Source organism: Streptomyces otsuchiensis, from assembly GCF_004305975.1.
GTDB lineage: Bacteria > Actinomycetota > Actinomycetes > Streptomycetales > Streptomycetaceae > Streptomyces > Streptomyces otsuchiensis.
Map to the genome: position 1 here is coordinate 15,332 of NZ_BHZI01000007.1, position 22,670 is coordinate 38,001.

Below are 22,670 nucleotides of genomic sequence, written 5' to 3' on the forward strand. Positions count from 1 at the left end.
GATGATGCGCAAGAACAAAGCGCAGCCGGCCGGGACCACGCAGACACCCGGTACGGCCGCCGACGCGGCCCAGGGCATGGACGTCGTCGCACGGACCCAGTTCCAGCTCGTGGTACGCCGGTTCTTCCGGCACAAGGGCGCGCTGGTCGGCATGGTGCTGTTCGGCCTGATCCTGGGCCTCGCCTCCACCTCCATCGGCTGGGGGCCCATCCCCGGCTGGTGGGACAAGAACCCGGTCTCCACCGGCGCCGTGGTCGAGGGCGGGCGCCCGACACTGGGCCTGTGGCCGTCGTTCCTCGGCGGTGGCGGCCTCTCCTGGGGTGAACACCCCTTCGGCCAGGACGACATCGGCCGGGACTACTTCGCGGTGGTGATGCGCGGCACGCAGGTCTCGCTGACCGTCGCGTTCCTCGTCGGCATCGTCGCCACCGTCATCGGCACCGTCATCGGCGCGGTCGCGGGCTACTTCCGCGGCTGGACCGAGGCCGTGCTGATGCGCCTCACCGACGTCATGATCACCATCCCGGTGCTGGTCTTCGCCGCCGTGGTCGCCGCCATGGCCGGCCGCAAGGGCATCGTCTTCCTCGGCATCATGCTGGGCCTGGTCACCTGGACCCAGACGGCCCGCCTGGTGCGCGGTGAGGTCCTCTCGCTGCGGGAGAAGGAGTTCGTGGAGGCGGCCCGCTCCGTCGGCACCTCCGCGAAGCGGATCATCTTCCGCCACCTGCTGCCGAACGTCGTCGGCATCATCATCGTGTCGGTGACGCTCGCCATCGCCGCAGCGGTGCTGCTGGAGTCCGCGCTGTCCTTCCTGGGCCTCGGCGTCCAGCCGCCCGACACCTCGCTCGGCAGGCTGATCACCGACTACCAGACCGCGATGATGACGCGCGCCTGGCTCTTCTACTGGCCAGGTGTCTTCATCATCGGCATCGCGCTGTCGGTCAACTTCATCGGTGACGGCCTGCGCGACGCCTTCGACCCCCGACAGAACCGGGTGCGTGACTGATGAGCATCAACCCTCCCCTCAACACCTCGGGGACGCTGAACACCGGTTCCACCGCAGCGGAACCGGTGACCGAGGCCGCCGAAGAGGTGCACACCGCCTACACGCTGGCCGACGCCAAGCCGCCGCTCGACGAGGAACTCCTCAAGGTCGAGAACCTCACCGTGGAGTTCCCCACCGACGACGGCGCCGTCAAGGCGGTGCGCGGAGTCAGCTACACCCTCCACGCCCGCGAAGTCCTGGGCATCGTCGGTGAGTCGGGCTCCGGCAAGTCCGTGTCGTCCATGGCTCTCATGGGGCTGCTCCCCAAGAGCGCCCGGATCTCGGGCTCGATCACCTACCGCGGCCAGGACCTGCTGTCCATGCGGCCCGCCCAGCAACGCGCCCTGCGCGGCGAGAAGATCGCGATGATCTTCCAGGACCCGATGACGTCGCTGAACCCGGTGCACAGCGTCGGCGACCAGCTGGCGGAGGCGGTCCTCGCCCACCACCTGGTGCCGCGCAAGCAGGCGCTCGGCCGGGCCAAGGAGATGCTCGACATGGTCGGCATCCCGCAGGCCGACAAGCGGCTGCGGGCCTACCCGCACGAGTTCTCCGGCGGTATGCGGCAGCGCGTGATGATCGCCATGGCGATCATCAACAACCCGGACGTGATCATCGCGGACGAGCCGACCACCGCGCTCGACGTGACCGTCCAGGCGCAGATCCTGGAGAAGCTGCTGGAGGTCAAGGACGCGGTCAACGCCGCGATCCTGATGATCACCCACGACCTCGGCGTGATCGCCGGCATGGCGCACAAGACGCTGGTCATGTACGCCGGGAAGTCCGTGGAGGTCGGCGACACCGACCACATCTTCTACGAGCCGCGGATGCCCTACACCGCCGGCCTGCTGGGCTCCATCCCCTCCCTGGAGGGCGAGACCGACAGCCGGCTGCGGCCGATCACCGGCACTCCCCCGTCGCTGATCCACCTGCCGCGGGGCTGCCCGTTCTCCCCGCGCTGCCCGCTGGCGACCGACGTCTGCGAGGAGTCCGAGCCCGATCTCGCCGGAGTCGGCGAGGGACACTGGGCCGCCTGCCACCACAGCGACAAGCTGGCGGAGGCGGAGGACCCCACGGCGTTCTTCCGCGCCGACCCCGAGACCGCGCCGCCCGCCGGCGCCGGAACCGAAAGTGAGGAGGGGCGATGACGGCGACCTCCGAGAAGACCGGCCCCGCCGGCGCGGAGAGCGCCGACGAGCCCACCGCCAACGACGCGGGGACCAGCACCGGCACCGGCGCCACGGCCGGCGCGGGTGACGGGACCGGACCTGCCGCCGGTGGCGCCTCCACCGACGGCAGGGCCGGTGCCACCGACCTGGCCAAGAAGTCCGAGGACCGCGAGGAACTCCTCGAAGTCCGCGACCTGGTGGTCAACTTCCCGGTATACGGCTCGGGCGTGCTGCGCCGGGTCGTCGGCCAGGTCCAGGCCGTCAGCAAGGTCAACTTCAGTGTGGACGCGGGCCAGACGCTGGGCGTCGTCGGCGAGTCCGGCTGCGGGAAGTCCACCACCGGGCGGGCCATCCTCCAGCTGATCAAGCCGACCTCCGGGTCGGTGCGGTTCGACGGGCAGGAGATCACCGGGCTCAAGCGCGGCCCGATGCAGGCGGTCCGCCGCCACGCCGGCATGGTCTTCCAGGACCCGATGGCCTCGCTCAACCCCAAGCTGCCGGTGAACGACATCATCGCCGAGCCGCTGAAGGTGCAGGGACGCTGGCGCGACGGCGGACGCGACCGGGTCGCCGAACTGCTGCGGCTGGTCGGCCTGAGCCCCGAGCACGGCAACCGCTACCCGCACGAGTTCTCCGGCGGTCAGCGGCAGCGCATCGGCATCGCCCGCGCGCTGGCGCTGGCACCGAAGCTGCTGGTGCTGGACGAGCCCGTCTCGGCGCTGGACGTCTCGGTGCAGGCAGGTGTCGTCAACCTCCTGGAGGACCTCCAGGACCAGCTGGGCCTGGCCTACGTCTTCATCGCGCACGACCTGTCCGTGGTCCGCCACATCTCGGACCGCGTCGCGGTGATGTACCTCGGCAAGGTCGTGGAGACCGGGCCCCGCGAGCAGGTGTACACCAGCCCCTCGCACCCGTACACCCAGGCGCTGATCTCGGCGGCCCCGCTGGCCGATCCCCGGAAGGAGCGCAAGCGCCGGCGCACGGTGCTCACCGGCGACGTCCCCAGCCCGATCGACCCGCCCAGCGGATGCCGCTTCCGGACCCGCTGCTGGAAGGCGCAGGACATCTGCGCCACCGAAGAACCGGCACTGAAGGACCGCGGTATGGGCCACCCGGTCGCTTGCCACTTCGCGGAGGTCGACACCAAGGTCATCTGACCGCGGTCGACCGGCCTCCGGCCGGCAGCGTGAGGAAGCCCCGGGCGCGATCCGCCCGGGGCTTCCTGCTGTGCGCGACCGGAACTCCGCATTCCGTTCTCGGCACCGACTCGGCCCCGTTCCGGATCCGTTCCGGATATCCTTCGGTCCACGACTAAACCTGAAGTCACCGTGGCGCCACGCACTTGATACCCATCGGGACGGAAGGGCCCCGGAATTCACTTCTGTTGATACGCTGCGGATACGCAGACTTTCGGCCCAGCGGACGCGCCGCGCACCCGCGACCGGACATCACTCCAGCTCACGGGCTGTTTTCAGCCGGATGAAGCCGGGACACTCGCTACGAAACAGGACAACCGGCGGACCGACTTCTTCCTGTATCCACTCCGAAACCACGATATTCACGGGCAGCACCGGGCAGCTATTTCGCCACCCGCACCGGGCCTTTCGCATTCCGCTTGACGCTTTCGCGAATTGACTGCGAGTCTTGCCGCCGTCACGTGACATCGCACAGACGGCCGCACCGACGCGCCCGGCGTTCCCACGAACCCGGGCCAGGCGACGGCCACCCCACCACGGAAGCCCCGGACCCGCCGCCCGCCAGCGGGCGACTCCGGCACGCCCGGACGGTCATCCGGCGGGCTTCCCGACCTGTGAGGAGTGATCAGCATGGCAGCACCCCAGGAGTTCACCGAGCCGGTGACCGGGATCGACGCCTTCGACCTCGTCGTCGGTGAACTGGAGACCGAACTGCCCGAGGGGCAGACCACCTCCATGTTCTCGGTGGGTCACCCGGGCACCTGCAGCAGCCACTACTGCTGCATCGCCGCAGTCTGAACCACCTCCGCGCCCGGGCGGTCCGCCCGGGCGCGGACGCGGCGACGGACCAGGGGCCCCGGGCACGGCTGGCCCGGGGCCCCGCCGCCCACCCCGCAGCGCCGGCGGGACGAGGCCGGCCCGGCCCGGCCGTGCGGCGCCCCGGCGCCGACGCCCGCACCCGCGCCCCCGAGGCCGGAACATCCCCGCGACGTCACGGACCACGCGAATGAACAACGCTCCCCACCCGCCCCTGCTCCGGCTTCCCGACGCGCCGGCCACCGCACCCCGGCAGACCACTCCGGCCGGCGCGGCGCCCGGCCGGGTCAGCGCGCTCCGGCGCCTGACGGAGCTGGTGCGCACCTCGGGCGCGCCCGGCGCCATCCCGCCCGTCCTCACCTCGGGCCCCGGCGGAATGCTCGTCCACGAAAGGGAGTTGACCGGACCGGACGAAGCGGCCGGGATCGGACTGCTGCTCGCCGGGGAACGGTTCGCACCGCTGCGTGCGGCGATCGACCGCTTCGACGGCTACTGCGCCCGCACCGCGCCCCGGCATTCCGCCGTCCTGGCGCCACACGTCCTCGACGTCACCGACACCGGACTGTTCGGCGCGGTCACCGGCGAGATCTTCGCGGCCTGCGCGGCGGGCGACCCCGGCACCGCCGCCCGCTACGCCGAGCACCGCGCCGCCCAGTACTTGGCCTTCCTCGATCTCTTCCTGGACCGGCTGGGCCGTGACCTGGGCGCGCCGGGCTGGCCGTCCGGCGCCCGCTGGCAGGGCCCGGTCACCTCACTGTGGGCCAACGGCGAGGAGACCCACAACGGCGGGCAGCGGGTGCTGCGCGTCGGCCTCGCGGGCGGTGGCCACGCTGCCTACAAGCCGCGCCCCGCGACCGGGGAGGAGCTGCTCGTCGGCGAGGACGGCTCACTGTTCGCGCTGCTCACCTCCCTTCCCCCCGCCTCCGGTCCCGTCCGGCTGCCCACCCTGCGCGTGTGGCACGGCACCGGCGACGCCTCCGGCCACAGCTGGCAGGAGTGGATCGACCCACCCGCCCAGCAGGGGACCCTGCGCGAGGAGAACGGCTGGCGGCTGACCGGCACCGTGCTGGAGCCGGCCGACGCCCGCCGCTTCTGGCACCGTGCCGGGGCCTTCGCGGCCACCGCGTTCGGCCTGGGCATCGCCGACCTCAACGGGGACAACGTGCTCGCCGGCGCCCGGCCCGGCGACGAACCGCTGCTGTACGCGGTGGACACCGAGGCGTACCTCGCCGGGCTGGGCGGGCTCACCGCCACCGGGCTGCTGCCCGACGCCGCCGACGACGCCTGGCACCACGTGGGCCTGGAGACCGACGCGCGCTGGTGCGCCCCGACCGGCCCGGTGCTGTACTGGCTCCGCGCGGACGACGGCGGGCTGGAGCTCCACCGTCGGCGCGGCGCGGTCGCCCGCACCTCCACCCGGTCGGTGGTCGGCGACACCACGGGCCGTACCGGGTACGCCGGTTACCTGCCGGCCCTGCTGCGCGGCATGTTCGACGGCTGGACCCATCTCGTCCGGCACCGCGACGCGGTGCGGGAGTTCATCGCCGACCGGGCGGCCGGCCAGTACGTACGGGTCATCCCCCGGCGGACCGCCCACTACGCGGGCGCGCTCGACGCCTGGCTCTGGCCGTCCGAAGCCCCCGGTGTGCCACCGGCCGCCGCGCCCGGGGCGCCGGACCGGGCACAGGCACCCTCTGCTGCGCCGGGCCCGTCCGGCACCTCCGGCGGCAGCCCGGTGTTCGGTCCCGACGAGCTGCGGCAGCTTCTCCGTGGCGACGTCCCGTACTTCTTCCGCAGCGCCGACGGCGGCCCGCTGCTGGCGATGGAGCCGCCCCCGGCCTCCTTCGACGTCCGGCCCGCCGATGTCGACTCCCCCTTCGCGAGCGTGCTGCCACCGGTCGCCTCCGTCGCCGGCGGCGACCGGCTGACCCTGGCCGGGCTCGGCATCGCGCTCCGGGACGCCGTCGAGCACGTACGGCACCAACTCCCCCACCTGGACGGTCACACGGTCATCGAGGAGCTCGGCCACGGGGTGCGCCTGGAGCTGCGTGGGCCGCAGCACGGCCAGGTCGCGTTCGACTGGCCGGCCGCCGGGCGTCGGATCACCTACCAGTGGGAACCGAACCGGCTGCGCCTGCGACTCGACACGCTCAGCCGCCCGACCGAGGAGGTCGCCACACCATGAACGCGACGACCGGCCCCAACCGCCCCGGCCACCGCGACGACGCGGTGCCCATCGCCGAAGCCGGTGCGCCCGCCGACGCGACCGCCGGCTCCGGCACGTCCACGGCGGCCGGGCGGGCACGGCTGCTCCGCCACCACTGGGGACGCGGACCCGAGGTGCTGGCCGTTCCCTCGGCCCTGTCGGCTGCGGACGCCCATCGCTGCGCCGTGACCGTCGGCGAACCGTTCCGGGACGGCACACAGGCCCATGTCCTCACCCGGGCGCGGTTCTTCACCACCGCCGGTCGCATCGTGGTACCCGGCCGGCTGCTGCCCGAGGACACCGACGACGACCACGCCCACTACCGCCGCCGCGTCAACGAGCGTCTGAACGGCGCCGGCTGGCTGCTGACCCTGGAGAACCCCTTCACCCACGAGTACAGGTGGTGGTCGGCGGTCAGCGCCCAACTGCGCTCTATCTGGGACGAGGTGGGCCAGCCACCGCTGCCGGTCACCGCCGAGCTGACCGCCGGCGAGCGCTACCGGCGGACCACGGGCTTCCCGGGACCTCCCGGCTCCGCCGTCCTGTTGTGGGTGCTCGACGGCTCGCTGGACGTCGAGCTCCGGCGGGAGGACGAGGGCGAACGTCGGCCGGGCGCCGACGCACCGGCCACCGAGGACCGCCCCCACCACCGGCTGCGCGGCGTGGCGGGTGAACTGCTGCACTGGCCGGCCGGGTACCGCTCCGAGGAACTGCACGGCGAGGGCTGCCGGACCCTGCGGGTCGCGGTCCCCGCCGGCGCGCGGGACGCCGAGGAGCTGCTGCGGGAGGTGCTGACCTGGGCCGCCGGAGAGCGGCGGCCCGACGAGGGCACCGGGGGCACCGTCCCGTTCGTCCACTTCCCCGCCGCCGCGGCCGACCCGGTGACCGTGCCCGAGGCGCTGACCGAAGCCGCCTCTCTGCTGCACGAACTCGCCGCCGGGCCGGACCTGGAACGGCTGCTGCGGCACCAGTGGGCGGCGCGCCGTTCGGCCGGGGGCCTGGAACCGCCCCCGCCCCCGGCCCGTGACTCCCCGCTGGACGAGGACACCCCGGTCCGCCGCATCGCGGAGATCATCCAACTCGCCGACGGCCCCGGCCGGAGCGTATGGGCGGTCAACGGCCACCTGCTCCCGCTCGGCGGTGGCACACCCGCGCGGCTCCACCACGAACTCGCCACCGCCCAGGGCCCGGTGACCGCACGCGAACTCGCCCAGCGGCTCGGCGCCCCGGCGGGCAGCACCGCCGTGCTGTCGCTGCTGCGCACCCTCCACCGGTTGCGTGCCCTCACCACCGACGATCAGCGGGGAGCCCTCCGATGACGGTCACCACCGGCCCGCTCACCGTTCTCGGCGCCCTGGACTGGGACACCTTCGCGGCGCGGCACTGGGACCGGGGGCCGGTGCTGTTCAAGGGGGTGGCCAGCCCGCCGTTCACGCGCGACGAGGTGTTCGCGTGCGCCGTCGCCGCCTGCGAGGACGGCCGGGGTCACTCCATGCCGCCGGGGGTGGAGTTCGGCGTGGGCCGCAACCACCCCCTCTCCCCCATGGGCAGGCTGCCCCGCGCCGAGGACGGCTCCTGGGACGGCTACGCCCGGCGGATGCGGGACGAACTCCACGGTGAGCGACACTCGTTGGTGATCTCCGGCTTCCACACGCACCACCATCCGCTCTGGCAGCGGGAACGCGCCTTCTACGCGGGGCTGTGGAGCCGGGTCGGGCAGCCGCTGACCGGCGCGATCACCACCCTGTTCCACGGCAACTACAGCCACTCGCCGGTCGGCGTCCACAAGGACCGCTACGCCACGTTCATGTTCGCCCTCGAGGGCCGCAAGCGCATGCGGTTCTGGCACCGGCGGCCCTGGGAGCACCAGGTCTCCACGGTGGTCGACTACGAGCGCCACCTGCCGAGTTCGTTCACCGCGGAGGCCGAGCCCGGCGACCTCTTGTACTGGCCCGCGTCGTACTACCACGTCGGTGAGAGCGACCTCTCCGACCGGCCCGCCATCAGCGTCAACATCGGTGTGCCGCGCGAGATCCCCTACTCCACCTTCTCCCTGCCCGACCTGCTGGCCCCGGCCCGCCAGGCATCGAGCCCGCCGGCCACCGCGCTTCATCAACCACCCGGCGGTGAGAACGAGTTGCCGCCGGTGCTGCGCGACGCCCTGGAGTCGGTCCGCCGGCTCACCGGCGAGCGCCAGGGACCGGACCGCCGCACGGCGCTCGCGCTGGAGTACGCCACGGCCGGCGGGTTCCGCCCGGCCCCCGCGCCGGCCCCGGCGCCCGTCGCCCTGCCGGACCGCGCCGAGGTGTGCGCGCGGGAGCCGGTTCGCTGGGCGCGGGGCGGCCACTCCGTGCTGTGTGCAGCGAGCGGGCTGGTGACCGCCACCCGGCTGCCGCCCCCGGTGCTGGTGCGGCTGCTCGCCGCGCTCGAACCCGGCGCCGGGGTACGGCGGGTCGGCACCCTCCTCGACCTGGCTCCGGAGCACCGTGAGGACGCCCGCGCCCTGCTGCGGGTGCTGGTGGGGTTCCGCGCGCTGACGGCCCTCGGCCCGCCGGGCACCGGAGACGGGGACGCCGCCACCCAGGCCGCCCCATGACACCGGCCGGTCCGCCGTGCCCACGCGACGAACGCGAGCGCTGGGCACCGGTGGTGCGTGCCTGGGACCGGACACCGGCCCGACTCATGGGCGGCGCCGCCTCGTTGGGCGTCGAGGGGGTGTTCGCCGCGGCGGTCTCCGGCGCCCGCCGCTCCGCTTCGGCCCAGATCGGCCCGGCGGCGGCGCGCGCCGATTTCCACGCCGCGGACGGCATGGTGGAGGAGCCCGGCACACTCCTCCCGGGCGGCGGGGACCGGGGACCGCTCGGCTACGCCGAACGCGTGGACGGCGTCCTGGGAACGGGCACGGAGTGGCGGTGCGAGGTCCGGCACGCGCTGGGGCTGGATGTCGGGGCCTGGCGCGCGGTACGGCGGGCCCTGCGCGGGCTGTGGGAGTCGGTCGGGTGGCCGGCGCTGCCCCTGACGACCGAGATCGTCCTCGCGAACGGCACGGTCCGCTGCCACCGCGCGCTGCCGTCGGGCGAGGCGGTGCTGCTCTGGGTGGTGCGCGGCACGGTGACGGTGGAGTTCACCGACCCGGCGGAGACCGCGGCCCCTGGCCCCGGAACTCCACCGCAGACAGGGTCGGCGGGCGACCTGCTCTACCGACCCGCCGGGCTGCGCAACGCGGAGCGGTACGGACCCGCCACCCTGGCACTGCGGCTTTCGCTCCCCGCCCAGTACCGGGCGGCACTGGCGGCGGTGAAGAACCAGTTGGGCGACCTCGCGGCCGCCACCACGGACACGACGGGCACGGCGGACACGGCGGGCACCACGGACACGACCCCCGGACCTACCGCGATCGGCGAGCTGACCAAGGCGCTGGTCCACGGCGACGCGGTCGAGCGCACGCTACGGGCCCGGTGGGCGGCCCGGCGCTCGGCCGCAGGGCTGGAGCCCGCCCCGGCCCCCGCTCCCGCGTCCGGGCTGACCGCCGGCACCCCCGTGCGGCTGAGCGGCGAGATCGTGCACCTGGGCGACGGCCCCGGGCGCACCCTCTGGGCGGTCAACGGCCACCTCCTGCCGCTCAGCGGCCGCGTCCCCGCGCTGCTGCACCAGCGGCTGACGTCGGCCTCGGCTCCGGTCACGGCCCGCGAGCTGAACGAGACGCTGGGCGCGCCGCCGGGCAGCGCCGGAGTGCTGCCGCTGCTCCGGGCGCTGGACCGCCTGCGCGCGCTGACCGTCGCCCCGGGCGCCGCCGACACCCGGACGACGCGGTTGACGGCGGCACCGGCACGGGAGGTGACGCCCGGCCCGCCCACGCCGAACGCGTCACACGGCGCCTCCGCCCGGCTCCTCCGGCCGTCCTCCCGCCCACTGTGCGGGGAAGCCCTGCTGCTCACGGCGCTGACGGCGTCGGCCCGGCCGCCGTCGCCCGGGGTGTGCGACCGGGCCGTCACCAGGGACACACCATGACCACCAGCAGCACCACCTCCGCGGGGCGCCGCGTGCACACCGTGACGGACAGCCCCTGCGGTCCGCTGACGCTCGTCGCCGAGGACGGCCGGCTCGTCGGCCTCTACATGGAACGGCAGCTCTACCGTCCCTCCGAGGAGCTCTTCGGTGCACCGGACACGCGGCCGTTCCACCGGGCGCGGGAGCAGCTGGAGGAGTACTTCGCGGGGCGCCGCACCGTCTTCGACCTGCCGCTCGGCCTGCGGGGTACGCCGTTCCAGCGCACGGTGTGGGAGGCGCTGCTGGAGATCCCGTACGGGCGGACCGTCTCCTACGGGCAGCTCGCGGAGCGGATCGGACGGCCGACCGCCGCGCGGGCCGTGGGACTGGCCAACGGCAGGAACCCGATCGGCGTCATCGTCCCGTGCCACCGGGTCGTGGGCGCGCGTGGAGACCTGACCGGTTACGGAGGCGGGATGGCGCGCAAGCGGCGACTGCTGGAGCTCGAACGCGCCGGCTCCGTGCGGCCCGAGCGGCCCGGGGCCGACGCCACTCGGTGAGCGGAGGCCGGACGGTGCCGTCGCGGCGGTGGGCCGCCACACCTCTACAGGCGTGGCGGCCCACCGGGTTCGGCCGTACCAGGGGGAGCGGCGGGGTTCAGTCCACCGGGAAGAGCGAGACGTGCACCGCGCCGCGGTAGCTGCCCTGTCGCGTGGACGCGGGCACGTCCAGCACCAGGTCGGCGGAGAGGTCGGTGGTGCCCCAGCGGGAGTGGTCGTCGGCGACCGCGAGACGGTGCGAACCGGCCAGCCCCTCACCGCCGTTGAGCAGTCCGGGGACGTTCGGGCCGCCGTCGGCGGTGGCACCGTTGAGGACGAGCGGGTTCCAGCCGAGGTAGCCGGCGGAGAGGCGGCCGCCGGTGCCGGTGAGGTCGCCCGCGCCGCCGGTCACGGACCAGCCGGCCGCCTCGTAGCGGGTGTCGGTGACGGACAGGGTCGGCAGGTCTGCGCCGAAGGACCAGCGGTCGCCGCCGTCGCGGGCCTCGCCGAGGGAGACGACCTCGCCCTCGCCGGCGATGGTCAGGGTCAGCGCGCCGGGCTCGATCTCCCGGTCGGGGACGACGGCCTCGACCACGATGTCGCCGTCGACGGGCTCCGCCGCGCCGTCGGCGAGGCCGGTGGCGACCCGGCGCTCGATGCCCTCGGTCACGCTCTTGGAGCCGTCGGCGTGACGGGAGACGGTGAAGGAGTCGATGGTCTCGCCCAGCTCCAGGCCGGTGGTCGGGCTGCCGCCCTTCTGGGCCACGATCGCCTCGTAGGAGATGCTGTCCGGGGTGACGCGCAGACCGGAGGTGATGGAGGTCTGGGCGTGCCGCACCACCTGCGTGGCGCCGTTGTTCACCCAGACGTTGTCGTCGACCGGGGCCAGGTTGTAGTACTTCGGGCCGGAGTTGGAGACGACGAAGACGGGGCCGTCGGTGACGCCGGGGTCGTCGGTGCGGTCGCTGTCCAGGTATCCCCGGGCGTAGGTGTGGTCGTGCCCGGAGAGCACCAGGTCCACGTCGTGCTTCTTGATGACCGGCACCCAGTTGGCGCGGACCTCCGCGTTGTCGCGGCCGGCGGAGACCGAGTAGGCCGGGTGGTGGTAGGTCACCACGGTCCAGTTGCCGTCCTCCTCGGCGAGGACGCGGTCCAGCCATTCGGCCTGGACTCCGAAGTAGAGGCTGCGCCACTCGGCGGTGGACAGGGCGGGGAGGGTGACACCCTGCTCGTTCTGGACGGCGTTCTGGCCGACGGTGTGGGAGTTCAGCTGGACGAAACGGACACCCTGGTAGTCGCTGTAGTAGACCTGGTTGCGGAAGTGCTCGGTGATGATCTCCAGGTAGGGCCGGTCCTTCTCGGAGGCGTCGGCAGGCACCCGGGGCCCGTTGTCCGGCACGGTGAAGCCGGCGTCCCAGAAGTCGGCGGCCGGGTCCTGGCTGTACTCGTGGTTGCCGATGGCGGGCAGCCAGTTCTCGGTCTGCCGCTCACCGCCGGTGATGGTGAACCACTCCTCCCACTCGTTCTCCACGGAGCGGTCGATGAGGTCACCGGACTGCAGGGTCAGTTCGGAGTTGGGGAAGGCCCGGGAGGTCAGCTCGACGATCGGGGTCCACTTCTCCGTCAGGTCGTTCTGGCCGTCGGCGTACCAGGTGAAGGTGAAGGGCTCGTCGGAGTCGGCCGCGGTGGTGAAGGAGTTCCACTCGCCGGCCCGCTCGCCGCTGATCGGCCGGTAGGCGTAGCCGGTGGACGGGGCCAGTCCGGTGAGGGTCGCGGAGAAGGTGACGGCGGGGCCGCCGGGGAGCGTCATGTCCTTGGTGGGCGACGCCAGGACCTTCTCCACCCGGCCGTCGGGGTGCCGGAGTTCGACGACCGCGGTGAGGTCGGCGGAGACCCCGACCGAGCGCCAGGTGACGGTCTGGGAGGTCGTCGGGTCGGCGGTCGGATTGAGGATGACCCGCTCGGGGGAGCCGGCGACCGCCGCCGTGGTGGCTTCGGACGCAACGGCGGGCGCGGCACCGGCGGTTGCCAGCAGCCCGGCCGTGACCGCGCCGGCGAGCCATCCGTGGCCGCGCCGCATCGCAGAAGTGCGCATGGTGTTCCTTCACTGTGTGGGTGACGTGAACGTCGTCGCATCGCACCTTGTCAGCCGGTCGCCAATGCGGACCCAACGACGTGTGACGGTCGGGTCGGTGTCAGATGAACGCGCCACCGACGGCACGTGCGGAGTGCTACGGGGAAGGGATCTCCGGGGACGGCGCCTGATCGGCGCGGGCAGCGGCGACCGCCTCGGCCAGCCGCTCGCGCTGCCTGCGACGGCGCCACCGATGGGCCACGACGGTGAGCGGCACCAGCGCCAGCAGGCCAAGTTGGGGCCAGGGCACCGCGATGACACGGGCCCGCGCGTGGGCGTCGCGCAGCGCCGCCTCGACGACGTCCTCACCGACGGTGCGCTGTTCCGCCGTGATCTGGGCGGAGAGCCGGCCCAGCGGCCAGACCTCCGCCGCGTACCGTTCCTCCGTGCCGTTCCCGCCGGGAAGCACCTCGCGCTGCTCGGCGACCGCCGGGCCGGTGGCGGACCCGAGGCCGAACGGGCCGGCGACCTCGACGTCCTGGGCCGAACCGAGCCGGACGTTGCCGGTGTTGGCGACCGTCCAGGAGACCTCGACCGTTCCGGGCCGGAAGGGGTTCCAGGAGGTCCGGTACGTGGCCCGGACGTCGGTCAGCTCGACCCGCGGGGCGAGTTCCCCGGCCACCCGCAGATGCGTCCGCACACCGACTCGGGCGTCCAGCGCCACCGCGTTGCCCCGATCGTCCTCACCCGTCGTGAGGACGGACACGGCGATCCCGCCGGGGTGGTCGCCGGGGAGCGCGTCGTGCGGCACCTCCAGGGTGAACGGCACCACGGCACTGCTGCGCCCGTCCAGTGAGAGTTCCTCCTGGATCGTGATCCAGGAGCCGCCACCGACCGGTTCCTCCGACCGCGGCAGCAGGTCGAACTCCCCCGAGTCCACGATCACCCCGTCCGACGCGGTCAGGGAGAAGGTCACGGGGCGGTCGGAGAAGTTGGTGACCTCCACGAAGTCACGGTGTGCCGAGCCGGGTTCGGCCTCCAGCCGGAGTGAGACCCGGCCGTCCGCACCGTCCTCCCCGGCGGGTACCACGCCCCAGGTGAGGCGGGAGTCGGCCTCCTGCTGCTGGCGGGAGTACCCGGCCGACGGCGGCTGAGCCGTGGCGGCACCGGCCGGCCCCGCCAGGAGGGCGAGCAGCAGGGCCAGGCCGGTCGCGGCGGACGTCCGGGCGGTGGATGTCCGTGCCCCGGGCGTCCGGGCGGTGGGCGTTCGCCGCCCGCGGCGCAGCGGTGTGCGAGCCGGGCCGGCTGCTGGTCGGAGGGCGAGGCGCATGGCGGCGTGTCCTGTCGGGATCGGCCGGGGCGGCTGCCCCGGGGCACGCCCGGCACGCTAGGCAGGGACGGTGAACGTCCGCCGCCGCCCCGCCTCCCGTTCCGATGAACGCCGGGTGACCGCCGTCCACGCGAACGGCCCCCTTCCCACCGTGCGCCGTCCGATCCCACCGCGGCCCGGGACACCGCCCCTCGCCTATCGCGCCATCAGCTCCCGGAGCGCGGTGGCGACGTCGGCGGGCGCCTCCTCGGCCATGAAGTGCCCGCACGAGACGGTGGAGTGGCGTAGGTCGGCCGCCCAGGCGCCCCAGAGCGCTGCCGCCTCGTAGCCGAGGGCGGCGCCCCAGTCCTGCTGCAGCACCGTGACCGGCATCGACAGCCGGTTCCCGGCGGCGCGGTCTGCCTGGTCGTGCGCCACATCGGGCCCCGCGGACGCCCGGTAGTCGGCCACGATGGATGGGACGGCGTTACGGCACGCCTCCAGATACACGGCGCGGACATCCGCCGGGACGGCGTCCGGGCTGTGGGTCCAGGTGTCGAGGAAGTGGCCGAAGAAGGCGTCGGGGTCGGCTTCGATCATCCGTTCGGGAAGTCCGGGTGGCTGTGCCATCAGATACAGGTGGAACCCGACCGCGGCGGTCGTGCCGTGCAGCGCCTCCCACATGTCGAGCGTCGGCAGGACGTCCAGGCAGGCCAGGTGGGTGACGGTGCCCGGGTGGTCCAGCCCGGCGCGGAAGGCGACGAGCGCTCCGCGGTCGTGGCCGGCCAGCGCGAAGCGCTGATGGCCGAGAGAGCGCCCGCCAGGGCGACGACATCGGCCGCCATGGTGCGCTTGGAGTAGGTGTCCGGCCCCTCCTCGCGCGGCTTGTCGCTGTCGCCGTAGCCGCGCAGGTCCGGGCAGATCACGGTGTGGTCCGCCGACAGGTCCGCGGCGACGTGGCGCCACATCAGATGTGTCTGCGGAAAGCCGTGCAGCAGGACCACGGGCGGGCCGGACCCGCCGACGGCCGCCCACAGTTCCACACCGTCGGCGACGGTCACGCGGTGGTGGGCGAATCCGGGAATCGTCTGTGCCATGGTGTGCCTCGTTCCGGTCGTTCAGGTGAGCGGCCGGTCCGGCGGCGGTGCCGTCGGCCGGTGTCTCCACCCTCGGGCCGCCGGATGAGCGTTCGATGAGCGAGCGTGCCGCGGACGGGCACGGGAAGGCGGCCGCGGACATGGGCGTGGAGTTCGGGGTGCTGGGGGCGGTCACCGCCTGGGACGGCGACGGCAGGCCACTGGCCCTGCGCGGCCCCAGGCACCGCGCCGTGCTGGCCCGGCTGATCGTGGCCCGGCGCCGCGTCGTGCCCGTCGCCCGTCTGGTGGCGGACCTGTGGGACGAGCCGCCCAGCGACGCCGTCGGCGCGGTCCGTACCTTCGTCTCGGCGCTCCGCAGGTCGCTGGAGCCCGGCCGGCCGCCGCGGGCACCGGCCCGCCTGCTGGTCACCGAGGGCCCCGGATACGCCCTGCGGGCCGGGGTGGACGAGGTCGACGCCTGGTGGTTCGAGCAGGTGACCCGCGACGTGGAGGACGCGCCGCCCGGGCTGGTCGCCGCCCGCCTAGGCGAAGCACTCGAGCGGTGGCGTGGCCCCGCCTACGCCGACTTCGGCGACTCCGCCTGGGCCCGCCCTGACCGCTCCAGGCTGACCGACCTGCGCCTGCACGCGGTCGAGCGGTACGCGGAGGCCCGCGTCACGCTGGGGTCCGCGGCCGAGGTGGCGGCCGAGCTGGACGCGCATGTGGCCGAGCACCCCTGGCGCGAGGAGGGCTGGCGGCTGCTCGCCCTGGCCCTCTACCGCGCGGGCAGGCAGGCCGACGCGCTCTCGGTCTCCCGCCGGGCGCGGACGATGCTCCGCGAGGAACTGGGAGTGGACCCCGGCCCCCGGCTGCGCCGCCTGGAGGAGGACGTTCTGCGGCAGGCGGACCACCTGGGCCCGGGCGGCGACACGACGGACCGGGTATGGGCCGAGGCGACCGCCGCCTACGAGAGGGCGGTCGCGCCCCGTGCGGGCACCAGGCTGGAGTCCACCGCCGGGCTGATGCGGGATCTCGCCGTCACCGGCGGCGGCGGGCTGGAGTCGGCACGCAGGCACCGGGTGGCGGCGGTCGCGGCGGCGGAACGGCTCGGTGACCCGGAGCTGACCGCACGGGTCATCGGCGTCTACGACGTGCCCGCCGTCTGGACCCGCTCCGACGATCCGGAACAGGCCCGGTGGCTGGTCGGCGTGGCCGACCGCACCCTGAGGCAGCTGCCGGCCACGGGGCACGAGGCGGCCAGGTGCCGACTGCTGGCCACCGTGGCCGTCGAGTCACGGGGCACCCCTCCTCCGGGGGCCGACCCCGCGGGCACCGGCGCGCGTGCACGGCGGGCGGCCAGGCAGGCCGAGCAGCTGGCCCGCGGCCTGGACGACGCGGCGCTGCTGGCCTACGCGCTCAACGGCACCTACCTCCAGACCTTCACCAGGACGGGGCTGGCGGCCCGGCGCGACGCGATCGGCGCAGAGGTACTGGAGCTCGCGGAACGCAACGGCCTGGCCCGGTACGCGGTCCTGGGTCACCTGGTGCGCGTCCAGGCGCGGTGCGCGCTGGCGGACCTCGCCGGAGCGGACCGGCACGCCGGAGCGGCCGACGAGCTGGCACTGCGGCACGAGCTGCCGCTGGTCGGCGTCTTCACCGGCTGGTACCGAGCGCTGCGCACGGCTGTCCGGGAACCGCCCGAGGCGGCACAGGCGGCGTACCGGCGGGCGGCCGAGCCGCTGAAGGACGCGGGCATGCCCGGGGTCCGGGAGGGGCTGCTTCCGCTGGCCCTGCTGAGCGTCGACGTGTTGCACGGGCGGCCCGTCGTCGCCGACAGCGACGCGTGCTGGGGGCCGTACGAGCCGTGGGTGCGTCCCCTGCTGCTGGCGTCCGAGGGACGGACCGATACCGCGCGTGAGGCGTTGCGTGGGGTTGCCGCACCGCCGGGAGATCTCCTCACCGAGGTCCTGTGGTCGCTGCTCGGGCGGGCGGCCCTGCTGGTGGGCGACCGCGCCACCGCTCGGCGCGCCGTGGAGAGCCTGCGGCCGGCGGCGGCCGAGCACGCGGCCGGTAGCGGCATGATCACCCTGGGCCCGGTAGGCCAACAGCTGCGGGATCTGGAAGCACTTGCCGACGGCCGGTGACGGACCGCCCGGCGGGACGGCCGTCCTCCCCGCCGGGCGGCGCCACGAGTCGCCCGGCGGGAGGACGCCCGTCAGCCGCCCAGGCCGGCCAGCTGGGGCTGGACCTGTGCGGCGATCAGCTCCAGATGGTCCAGGTCGTGCAGGTCGAGGATCTGGAGGTAGATCCGGGAGGCGCCGATCTCCGCGTACCGCCCGATCGCGTCGACGACCTCGGCGGGTGAACCGGCCAGGCCGTTCTCCCGCAGCTCGGCGGCGTCCCGGCCGATCGCCGCCGCGCGCCGGGCGACTTCGGCGTCGTCCTTGCCGACGCAGGCCACCAGCGCGTTGGAGTACACGAGATCCCGTGGATCGCGTCCCTGTTCGCGGGCGGCCTCGCGGACCCGGCCGAACTGCCGCTCGCTGTCCTGGACGGACGCGAACGGGATGTTGAACTCGGTGGCGTAGCGGGCCGCCAGGCGTGGGGTGCGCCGGGCTCCGAGGCCGCCGATCAGCACCGGGACGCGCTCCTGGGCGGGCTTGGGCAGCGCCGGGGAGTCCCGTACCTGGTAGTGCTCTCCCTCGTAGCTGAAGCTCTCCCCCGCCGGGGTCCCCCACAGCCCCGTGACGATGGCCAGCTGCTCCTCCAGCCGGGGGAACTTCTCCTCCGGGAAGGGGATGCCGTAGGCGGTGTGCTCGCGCTCGTACCAGCCCGCGCCCAGGCCGAGTTCGACGCGGCCGCCGGACATCGCGTCCACCTGCGCGACCTGGATGGCGAGCACGCCCGGCAGCCGGAAGGTGCCGGCGGTCATGAGGGTACCGAGGCGGATCCGGCTGGTCTCGCGCGCCAGTCCGGCGAGGGTGATCCAGGCGTCGGTGGGGCCGGGCAGCCCGTCCGCGTCGCCCATGGCCAGATAGTGGTCGGAGCGGAAGAAGGCGTCGAATCCGAGGTCCTCGGTCGCCTTCGCGACCGTCAGCAGCGTGTCGTAGGACGCCCCCTGCTGGGGCTCGGTGAAGATGCGCAGGTCCATGGCCCCATCCTGCTACACCGGGCCACGACCGCCGGCCCGTGGCAGGCCGGTGAGAGCCGTCTCGCGGAGCGCGGGGCACGGAGCGCGGACGGGGGCCGTGCCGTGCCCGGTCACAGCCGGGTGGTGGGCAGCTCCCGGTAAGTGGCGGCGAGGCGGCGGATCGTCGGGTGCGCGGCGGGGAACCGGAGGTCGTCGATCAGCGTGACGGGACGGACGCCGGTCACCGCGTTGGTGGCGAACACAGCCTCGTAGTCTCCGAGTTCGCCGACAGAGACGGGCGCGGTGCGCGGATTGCCGGCATCCCGCAGCAGTTCCATCGCCGTACCGGTCAGGCAGGGCGCGTCCGGCCACAGGACGCGGTCGCCCCGGACGAAGCCGATGTTCCAGGTACCGCCCTCGGAGACGGAGCTCTCCCGGTCGGTGAAGAGCACGTCGTCGAAGCCGTCCCGTTGCGCCGCGCGGCGGTGGCGCAGCGCGCCGAAGAGGCCGACGCTCTTCACCTCGGGAAGGTCGCGCAGATGCACGGCGGTGCGCACCCGCAGCGGCCCGGGAGGGTCCGGCGCCGCCGGCCGTGCCGTGACGAGGACGGCGGGGGCGGCGCCGGCGGCGATCCGACCGAGGTCGAGGGCCGGGTCGAACACCGTGAGACGGAGGATCCGGCGCCCGGGGCCGGGGGCGAGCCGTCGCGCCCAGTGGCGTGCGCGCTCGGTGTCGAGCGCGGTCCCGAAGAGGGTTCGGCAGTCCCGGGCGAGGCGTCGCAGGTGGAGCTCCAGCCCCCGGACCCGGCCGTCCTCGACGAGCATGGTGGTGAAGTGGCCGTAGTTGGTCAGGGCGAGGGTGCGCAGCGCCCCGGGGTCGACCGGGCCGCCGTTCAGTTCGCCGGTGGCGATCTCAGTGGTGGCGTTCATGACCGCCATCGTCGCGCACGGACGCACGGACGCACGGACGCACGGGACACGCGGAGGCACGGACGCGCGCGACGCTCCGGACCGGGTGGGTCGGTCCGGAGCGGTCCGGAGCGGTCCGGAGCAGTCCGGAGCGGGCGACGGCGGGCGGGGGTGGTCAGCCGGCCCGCTGGACGACGATGGAGGTCACCACCAGGCCGTTGCCGGTGGTCCAGCGGCCGTCGAAGCCGGTCAGCGGCCGTCCGTCGAGCTGTGGGGCGGGGACGAGGAGGCGGGCGGTGAAGGTTCCGTCCGGGGAGATCCGGACGGACGCCTCGGGGAAGTCCAGCGGCTTGCCGGTCACCGGGTACCACGCCTTGTAGATGGACTCCTTGATGCTGAACAGCACCCGGTCCCAGGCGATCGGGGACACGGCCCCGGAGTGGGTGAGCGCGGCCAGGACGGTCCGTTCCTCGGGGCGCGAGATGGCCTCCAGCACCCCGTCGGGGAGCGGCTGCAGCGGCTCGGCGTCGATCCCCACGGCGGCGATCTCATGAGCGTGCCCGACCACGGCCGCGCGGTAGCCCAGGCAGTGGGTCATGCTCCCCGCGACGCCGTCGGGCCAGCCGGGGGCGCCACGGGTTCCCGGGATCAGCGGGGAAGGCGCGTGGCCGAGCTCGGCCAGTGCCTCCCGGGCGCAGGCTCGCACCGTGGTGAACTCGGCCTGGCGCTTGGCGACCGCGTTGGCGATCACGGCCCGCTCCTCGGGGAACAGCTCGACGTCCCCGCGGTCGGTGAACGACTGCGACCAGCGCACGGCCGCGGGCAGGATGTCGCCGATCACGGGGCCACCTCACGTCGGGGGACGATCTGACGGGCGAGGTCGGAACGAAGCCCGAAGCGGCGCCACTCACGCGGGTAGCCGATCGAGACCTCTTCGAACGGGACGCCGTCGTAGACGGTGCGCCGGGGGATGTGGAGGTGTCCGTAGATCACCAGCTCGGCGCCGAAGCGGGTGTGCCAGTCGGCGGTGTGTACCGTGCCGCACCACTGGACGAACTCCTGGTGCGTCATCACCTCGGTCGGTTTGCGCACCAGCGGCCAGTGGTTGACCAGGATCAGCGGCAGATCGCCGGCGACCTCCGCCAGCCGCCGCTCGCTCTCGGCGACGCGCGCGGCGCACCACGCCTGACGGCTGGGGTAGGGCGCGGGGTCGAGGAAGTACTCGTCGGTGCAGACGATCCCGGCCTCGTACGCCTTGGCGAGGGAGTCCTCACGGTTGGTGGTCCCGGGGGCGAGGAAGGTGTAGTCGTAGAGGACGAACAGCGGGGCGATCCGCACCGGTCCGCCCGCTCCCGTCCACACCGGGAAGGGGTCCTCTGGGGTGAGGACGCCGAGCCCGCGGCACATCTCGACCAGGGCGTCGTAGCGTTCGACGCCGCGCAGCGGGTGGGTCTCCTGCTTGACCTTCCACAGTTCGTGGTTGCCGGGGACCCAGATCACCTTGGCGAACCGGTCCCGCAGCAGGGTCAGGGCCCACTCGATGTCCTCCATCAGCTCGCCCACGTCACCGGCGACGATCAGCCAGTCGTCCGGGGAGCCGGGTTTCAGCTCCTCGACGATCCGCCGGTTCTCCGGGTAGGCGATGTGCAGGTCACTGACCGCGCGTATCACTCCTGCTGTCTCAACCACCCTGTCAGGTTAGACGATCGGTTCCCGCCCGCCGGAGAGACGCCGGGTGGGCGGTTCCGGCCACCGCGGGCCGCCTCCGCCGTGCGCCCGCCGTGCAGCGGGCACGGGCACGGGCACCGGGTGACAGTGGGGCCACCGCTGCGGACAGTGTTCGGTCCACGCCCGGCCAGGGCCCGGCCAAGCGCCGCGAGGGCCGGGCGCGGGCCCGTTCGGGCGTCGGGTGGGCGGGGCGTGGCCGTGCCCCCGCCCGCCCGGCGGCCGAGACCGCGTGCGCCGGCCGGCGTGGCTCAGTGGTGGGCGTGGCCCGCGTGCTCGTCGTCCTCCCCCGTCGCGTCACCGGACCGCTCGTCGGTGGAGTGCTCACCACCGGACTGCTCGTCGGCGTGCGGGTGGTCGGGGTGGTGCGGTTCGTAGCCGGGGATGGTGCCGTCCTCCTTGGCGATCAGCAGCAGCCCGGCCATCCCCATGTCGGAGTGGCTCTGGACGTGGCAGTGGTACATCCAGGCGCCCGGGCCCACGCCCTCACCGGCGATGATCTGGAAGCCGAAGGAGTCGGCCGGTCCGCAGATCTTGTTGTCGATGACGCGGCTCGGGTCGTCCGGGCCGGTGAGGATGCCGGTGCGGTTGTCCGCCCAGCGGTGCCCGTGCACATGGAAGGTGTGGTACAGCTCACCGTGGGTGATGGAGATGATCTCCAGCCGGTCCCCGATGGTGGCCTCGAAGTCCGGGCCCACGCGCTGGTTGTTGGTGAGCATGTCGTTGAAGACGATGGTGAAGGTGTCGTCGGGCAGCAGGTCGCCGTCGCGCCGGACCACCAGGGGGCCGTACAGGCCGTTGCGGACGCCCGCGGTGCCGTGGTCGGTGCCGACGACGTGGTCGTGGTAGTGCCAGTAGCCGGCGCTGCCCTCGCGGTAGGTGCCGTCGGCCCGGGTGCCCGGGGTGTGGGTGCGCCAGGTGTAGGTGCGCTTCTGCCCGGGCGGGACGTGACTGCGGCTCATCCGGGTGCCGTCGCTGGTGATCTCGTAGTCGACGCCGTGCACGTGGAGGCTCGCGTCCACGTCCATGAGGTTCTCCACCTCGATGTGGAGGGTGTCGCCCTCGACCATCTCGATGAGCGGCCCGGGGATGGTGGCTTTGCCGGGTTCCAGCCCGTAGCCCATCTGGCCGTCGGCCAGCCGCTCGATGTAGAGCTTCATGTTCCGGACCTGGTTGCGGGCGCGGGCCCGGGGGGCGGTGCCCGGGTCCGAGTTCGCGGGCGCGGCGCCGGTCAGTGACGCGGCGCCCGCCATCGCCGCCGCACCCAGGAAGAGCGAACGTCTCCCCACCCCGCGCCCGTTCTCCGCGCCCGGCTTGTCCGATCGGTTGCCGCTATCGCCCGCCATGGCATTCATCAGCTGAACTCCGCGTGACTGTAACGAGATTGAGCCGGGCACCGGGTGCCTCTCGACCCCAGGGACGCGGCACAAGGTAGCCATCCGGAATTCATTTATCCAGACCCCTGACAAATATTTCTCTCGTGTCGT

The 22,670-nt window shown here is 73.7% G+C and carries 17 protein-coding genes and 1 pseudogene; 10 read left to right on the plus strand and 8 right to left on the minus strand.

Annotated features, from left to right (window positions below; translation table 11 throughout):
* The first annotated feature begins 4 nt into the window (after positions 1 to 4).
* From E0D90_RS01375 to E0D90_RS01410, 9 genes are all read left to right on the plus strand, one after another.
* The gene (locus E0D90_RS01375) at positions 5 to 1,006 is read left to right on the plus strand and encodes an ABC transporter permease (RefSeq protein ID WP_103502681.1); all 1,002 of its coding nucleotides are present in this window, start codon (positions 5 to 7) and stop codon (positions 1,004 to 1,006) included.
* Positions 1,006 to 2,193, plus strand: coding sequence for an ABC transporter ATP-binding protein (locus E0D90_RS01380; protein ID WP_130796319.1), 1,188 nt, complete (start codon positions 1,006 to 1,008; stop codon positions 2,191 to 2,193). The genes E0D90_RS01375 and E0D90_RS01380 overlap by 1 nt, the downstream gene beginning before the upstream one ends.
* Positions 2,190 to 3,371 carry an ABC transporter ATP-binding protein gene (locus E0D90_RS01385; protein ID WP_227869911.1) on the plus strand — a complete coding sequence of 394 codons (1,182 nt, stop codon included), beginning with the start codon at positions 2,190 to 2,192 and terminating at the stop codon, positions 3,369 to 3,371. The genes E0D90_RS01380 and E0D90_RS01385 overlap by 4 nt, the downstream gene beginning before the upstream one ends.
* 669 nt (positions 3,372 to 4,040) lie before the next feature.
* Positions 4,041 to 4,208, plus strand: a complete 168-nt coding sequence (locus E0D90_RS26440) for a hypothetical protein (protein WP_157996794.1) — start codon at positions 4,041 to 4,043, stop codon at positions 4,206 to 4,208.
* A 208-nt stretch (positions 4,209 to 4,416) separates the two neighbouring features.
* On the plus strand, positions 4,417 to 6,411 hold the full coding sequence (locus E0D90_RS01390; RefSeq protein WP_130796320.1) for a DUF4135 domain-containing protein: 1,995 nt from the start codon (positions 4,417 to 4,419) through the stop codon (positions 6,409 to 6,411).
* Positions 6,408 to 7,751 (plus strand): hypothetical protein, encoded by a 1,344-nt coding sequence (locus E0D90_RS01395; RefSeq protein ID WP_130796321.1) that lies wholly within the window; start codon positions 6,408 to 6,410, stop codon positions 7,749 to 7,751. Before E0D90_RS01390 ends, E0D90_RS01395 begins: the two co-directional genes overlap by 4 nt.
* Positions 7,748 to 9,028, plus strand: coding sequence for a JmjC domain-containing protein (locus E0D90_RS01400; protein ID WP_130796322.1), 1,281 nt, complete (start codon positions 7,748 to 7,750; stop codon positions 9,026 to 9,028). Before E0D90_RS01395 ends, E0D90_RS01400 begins: the two co-directional genes overlap by 4 nt.
* On the plus strand, positions 9,025 to 10,443 hold the full coding sequence (locus E0D90_RS01405) for a hypothetical protein (RefSeq protein ID WP_130796323.1): 1,419 nt from the start codon (positions 9,025 to 9,027) through the stop codon (positions 10,441 to 10,443). The genes E0D90_RS01400 and E0D90_RS01405 overlap by 4 nt, the downstream gene beginning before the upstream one ends.
* Complete coding sequence (locus tag E0D90_RS01410; RefSeq protein ID WP_130796324.1) at positions 10,440 to 10,982, plus strand: methylated-DNA--[protein]-cysteine S-methyltransferase; 543 nt, start codon at positions 10,440 to 10,442, stop codon at positions 10,980 to 10,982. Before E0D90_RS01405 ends, E0D90_RS01410 begins: the two co-directional genes overlap by 4 nt.
* 97 nt (positions 10,983 to 11,079) lie before the next feature.
* Here E0D90_RS01410 and E0D90_RS01415 read toward each other — a convergent pair whose 3' ends face one another.
* From E0D90_RS01415 to E0D90_RS01425, 3 genes and pseudogenes are all read right to left on the minus strand, one after another.
* Positions 11,080 to 13,056 carry a purple acid phosphatase family protein gene (locus tag E0D90_RS01415; protein WP_130796325.1) on the minus strand — a complete coding sequence of 659 codons (1,977 nt, stop codon included), beginning with the start codon at positions 13,054 to 13,056 and terminating at the stop codon, positions 11,080 to 11,082.
* 136 nt (positions 13,057 to 13,192) lie between these two features.
* Positions 13,193 to 14,365 (minus strand): WxL protein peptidoglycan domain-containing protein, encoded by a 1,173-nt coding sequence (locus E0D90_RS01420; RefSeq protein ID WP_103500389.1) that lies wholly within the window; start codon positions 14,363 to 14,365, stop codon positions 13,193 to 13,195.
* A gap of 195 nt (positions 14,366 to 14,560) precedes the next feature.
* A pseudogene (locus E0D90_RS01425) lies at positions 14,561 to 15,441 on the minus strand (alpha/beta hydrolase).
* Positions 15,442 to 15,581: 140 nt separating this feature from the next.
* Here E0D90_RS01425 and E0D90_RS01430 point away from each other — a divergent pair.
* Positions 15,582 to 17,564 (plus strand): AfsR/SARP family transcriptional regulator, encoded by a 1,983-nt coding sequence (locus E0D90_RS01430; protein ID WP_130796337.1) that lies wholly within the window; start codon positions 15,582 to 15,584, stop codon positions 17,562 to 17,564.
* 71 nt (positions 17,565 to 17,635) lie between these two features.
* On the opposite strand, the gene E0D90_RS01435 is transcribed toward E0D90_RS01430, so the two are convergent.
* The 5 genes from E0D90_RS01435 to E0D90_RS01455 all read right to left on the minus strand — a co-directional run bounded on the left by E0D90_RS01435 (position 17,636) and on the right by E0D90_RS01455 (position 22,529).
* On the minus strand, positions 17,636 to 18,571 hold the full coding sequence (locus E0D90_RS01435; protein WP_130796326.1) for an LLM class F420-dependent oxidoreductase: 936 nt from the start codon (positions 18,569 to 18,571) through the stop codon (positions 17,636 to 17,638).
* 110 nt (positions 18,572 to 18,681) lie between these two features.
* Positions 18,682 to 19,479, minus strand: coding sequence for an aminotransferase class IV family protein (locus tag E0D90_RS01440; RefSeq protein ID WP_130796327.1), 798 nt, complete (start codon positions 19,477 to 19,479; stop codon positions 18,682 to 18,684).
* 154 nt (positions 19,480 to 19,633) lie between these two features.
* The gene (locus tag E0D90_RS01445; protein WP_130796328.1) at positions 19,634 to 20,299 is read right to left on the minus strand and encodes a 4'-phosphopantetheinyl transferase family protein; all 666 of its coding nucleotides are present in this window, start codon (positions 20,297 to 20,299) and stop codon (positions 19,634 to 19,636) included.
* A complete protein-coding gene (locus E0D90_RS01450; protein WP_130796329.1) occupies positions 20,296 to 21,147 on the minus strand; it encodes a metallophosphoesterase family protein in 852 nt (283 codons plus the stop codon). Before E0D90_RS01450 ends, E0D90_RS01445 begins: the two co-directional genes overlap by 4 nt.
* Positions 21,148 to 21,434: 287 nt before the next feature.
* The gene (locus E0D90_RS01455; protein ID WP_438827358.1) at positions 21,435 to 22,529 is read right to left on the minus strand and encodes a multicopper oxidase domain-containing protein; all 1,095 of its coding nucleotides are present in this window, start codon (positions 22,527 to 22,529) and stop codon (positions 21,435 to 21,437) included.
* Positions 22,530 to 22,670 lie beyond the last annotated feature (141 nt).

Bases quoted from the DNA above. Each gene is read 5' to 3' on its own strand.
- E0D90_RS01375 (WP_103502681.1), top strand. From the start codon at position 5: ATGCGCAAGAACAAAGCGCAGCCGGCCGGGACCACGCAGACACCCGGT.
- E0D90_RS01380 (WP_130796319.1), top strand. From the start codon at position 1,006: ATGAGCATCAACCCTCCCCTCAACACCTCGGGGACGCTGAACACCGGT.
- E0D90_RS01385 (WP_227869911.1), top strand. From the start codon at position 2,190: ATGACGGCGACCTCCGAGAAGACCGGCCCCGCCGGCGCGGAGAGCGCC.
- E0D90_RS26440 (WP_157996794.1), top strand. From the start codon at position 4,041: ATGGCAGCACCCCAGGAGTTCACCGAGCCGGTGACCGGGATCGACGCC.
- E0D90_RS01390 (WP_130796320.1), top strand. From the start codon at position 4,417: ATGAACAACGCTCCCCACCCGCCCCTGCTCCGGCTTCCCGACGCGCCG.
- E0D90_RS01395 (WP_130796321.1), top strand. From the start codon at position 6,408: ATGAACGCGACGACCGGCCCCAACCGCCCCGGCCACCGCGACGACGCG.
- E0D90_RS01400 (WP_130796322.1), top strand. From the start codon at position 7,748: ATGACGGTCACCACCGGCCCGCTCACCGTTCTCGGCGCCCTGGACTGG.
- E0D90_RS01405 (WP_130796323.1), top strand. From the start codon at position 9,025: ATGACACCGGCCGGTCCGCCGTGCCCACGCGACGAACGCGAGCGCTGG.
- E0D90_RS01410 (WP_130796324.1), top strand. From the start codon at position 10,440: ATGACCACCAGCAGCACCACCTCCGCGGGGCGCCGCGTGCACACCGTG.
- E0D90_RS01415 (WP_130796325.1), bottom strand. From the start codon at position 13,056: ATGCGCACTTCTGCGATGCGGCGCGGCCACGGATGGCTCGCCGGCGCG.
- E0D90_RS01420 (WP_103500389.1), bottom strand. From the start codon at position 14,365: ATGCGCCTCGCCCTCCGACCAGCAGCCGGCCCGGCTCGCACACCGCTG.
- E0D90_RS01430 (WP_130796337.1), top strand. From the start codon at position 15,582: ATGGGCGTGGAGTTCGGGGTGCTGGGGGCGGTCACCGCCTGGGACGGC.
- E0D90_RS01435 (WP_130796326.1), bottom strand. From the start codon at position 18,571: ATGGACCTGCGCATCTTCACCGAGCCCCAGCAGGGGGCGTCCTACGAC.
- E0D90_RS01440 (WP_130796327.1), bottom strand. From the start codon at position 19,479: ATGAACGCCACCACTGAGATCGCCACCGGCGAACTGAACGGCGGCCCG.
- E0D90_RS01455 (WP_438827358.1), bottom strand. From the start codon at position 22,529: ATGGCGGGCGATAGCGGCAACCGATCGGACAAGCCGGGCGCGGAGAAC.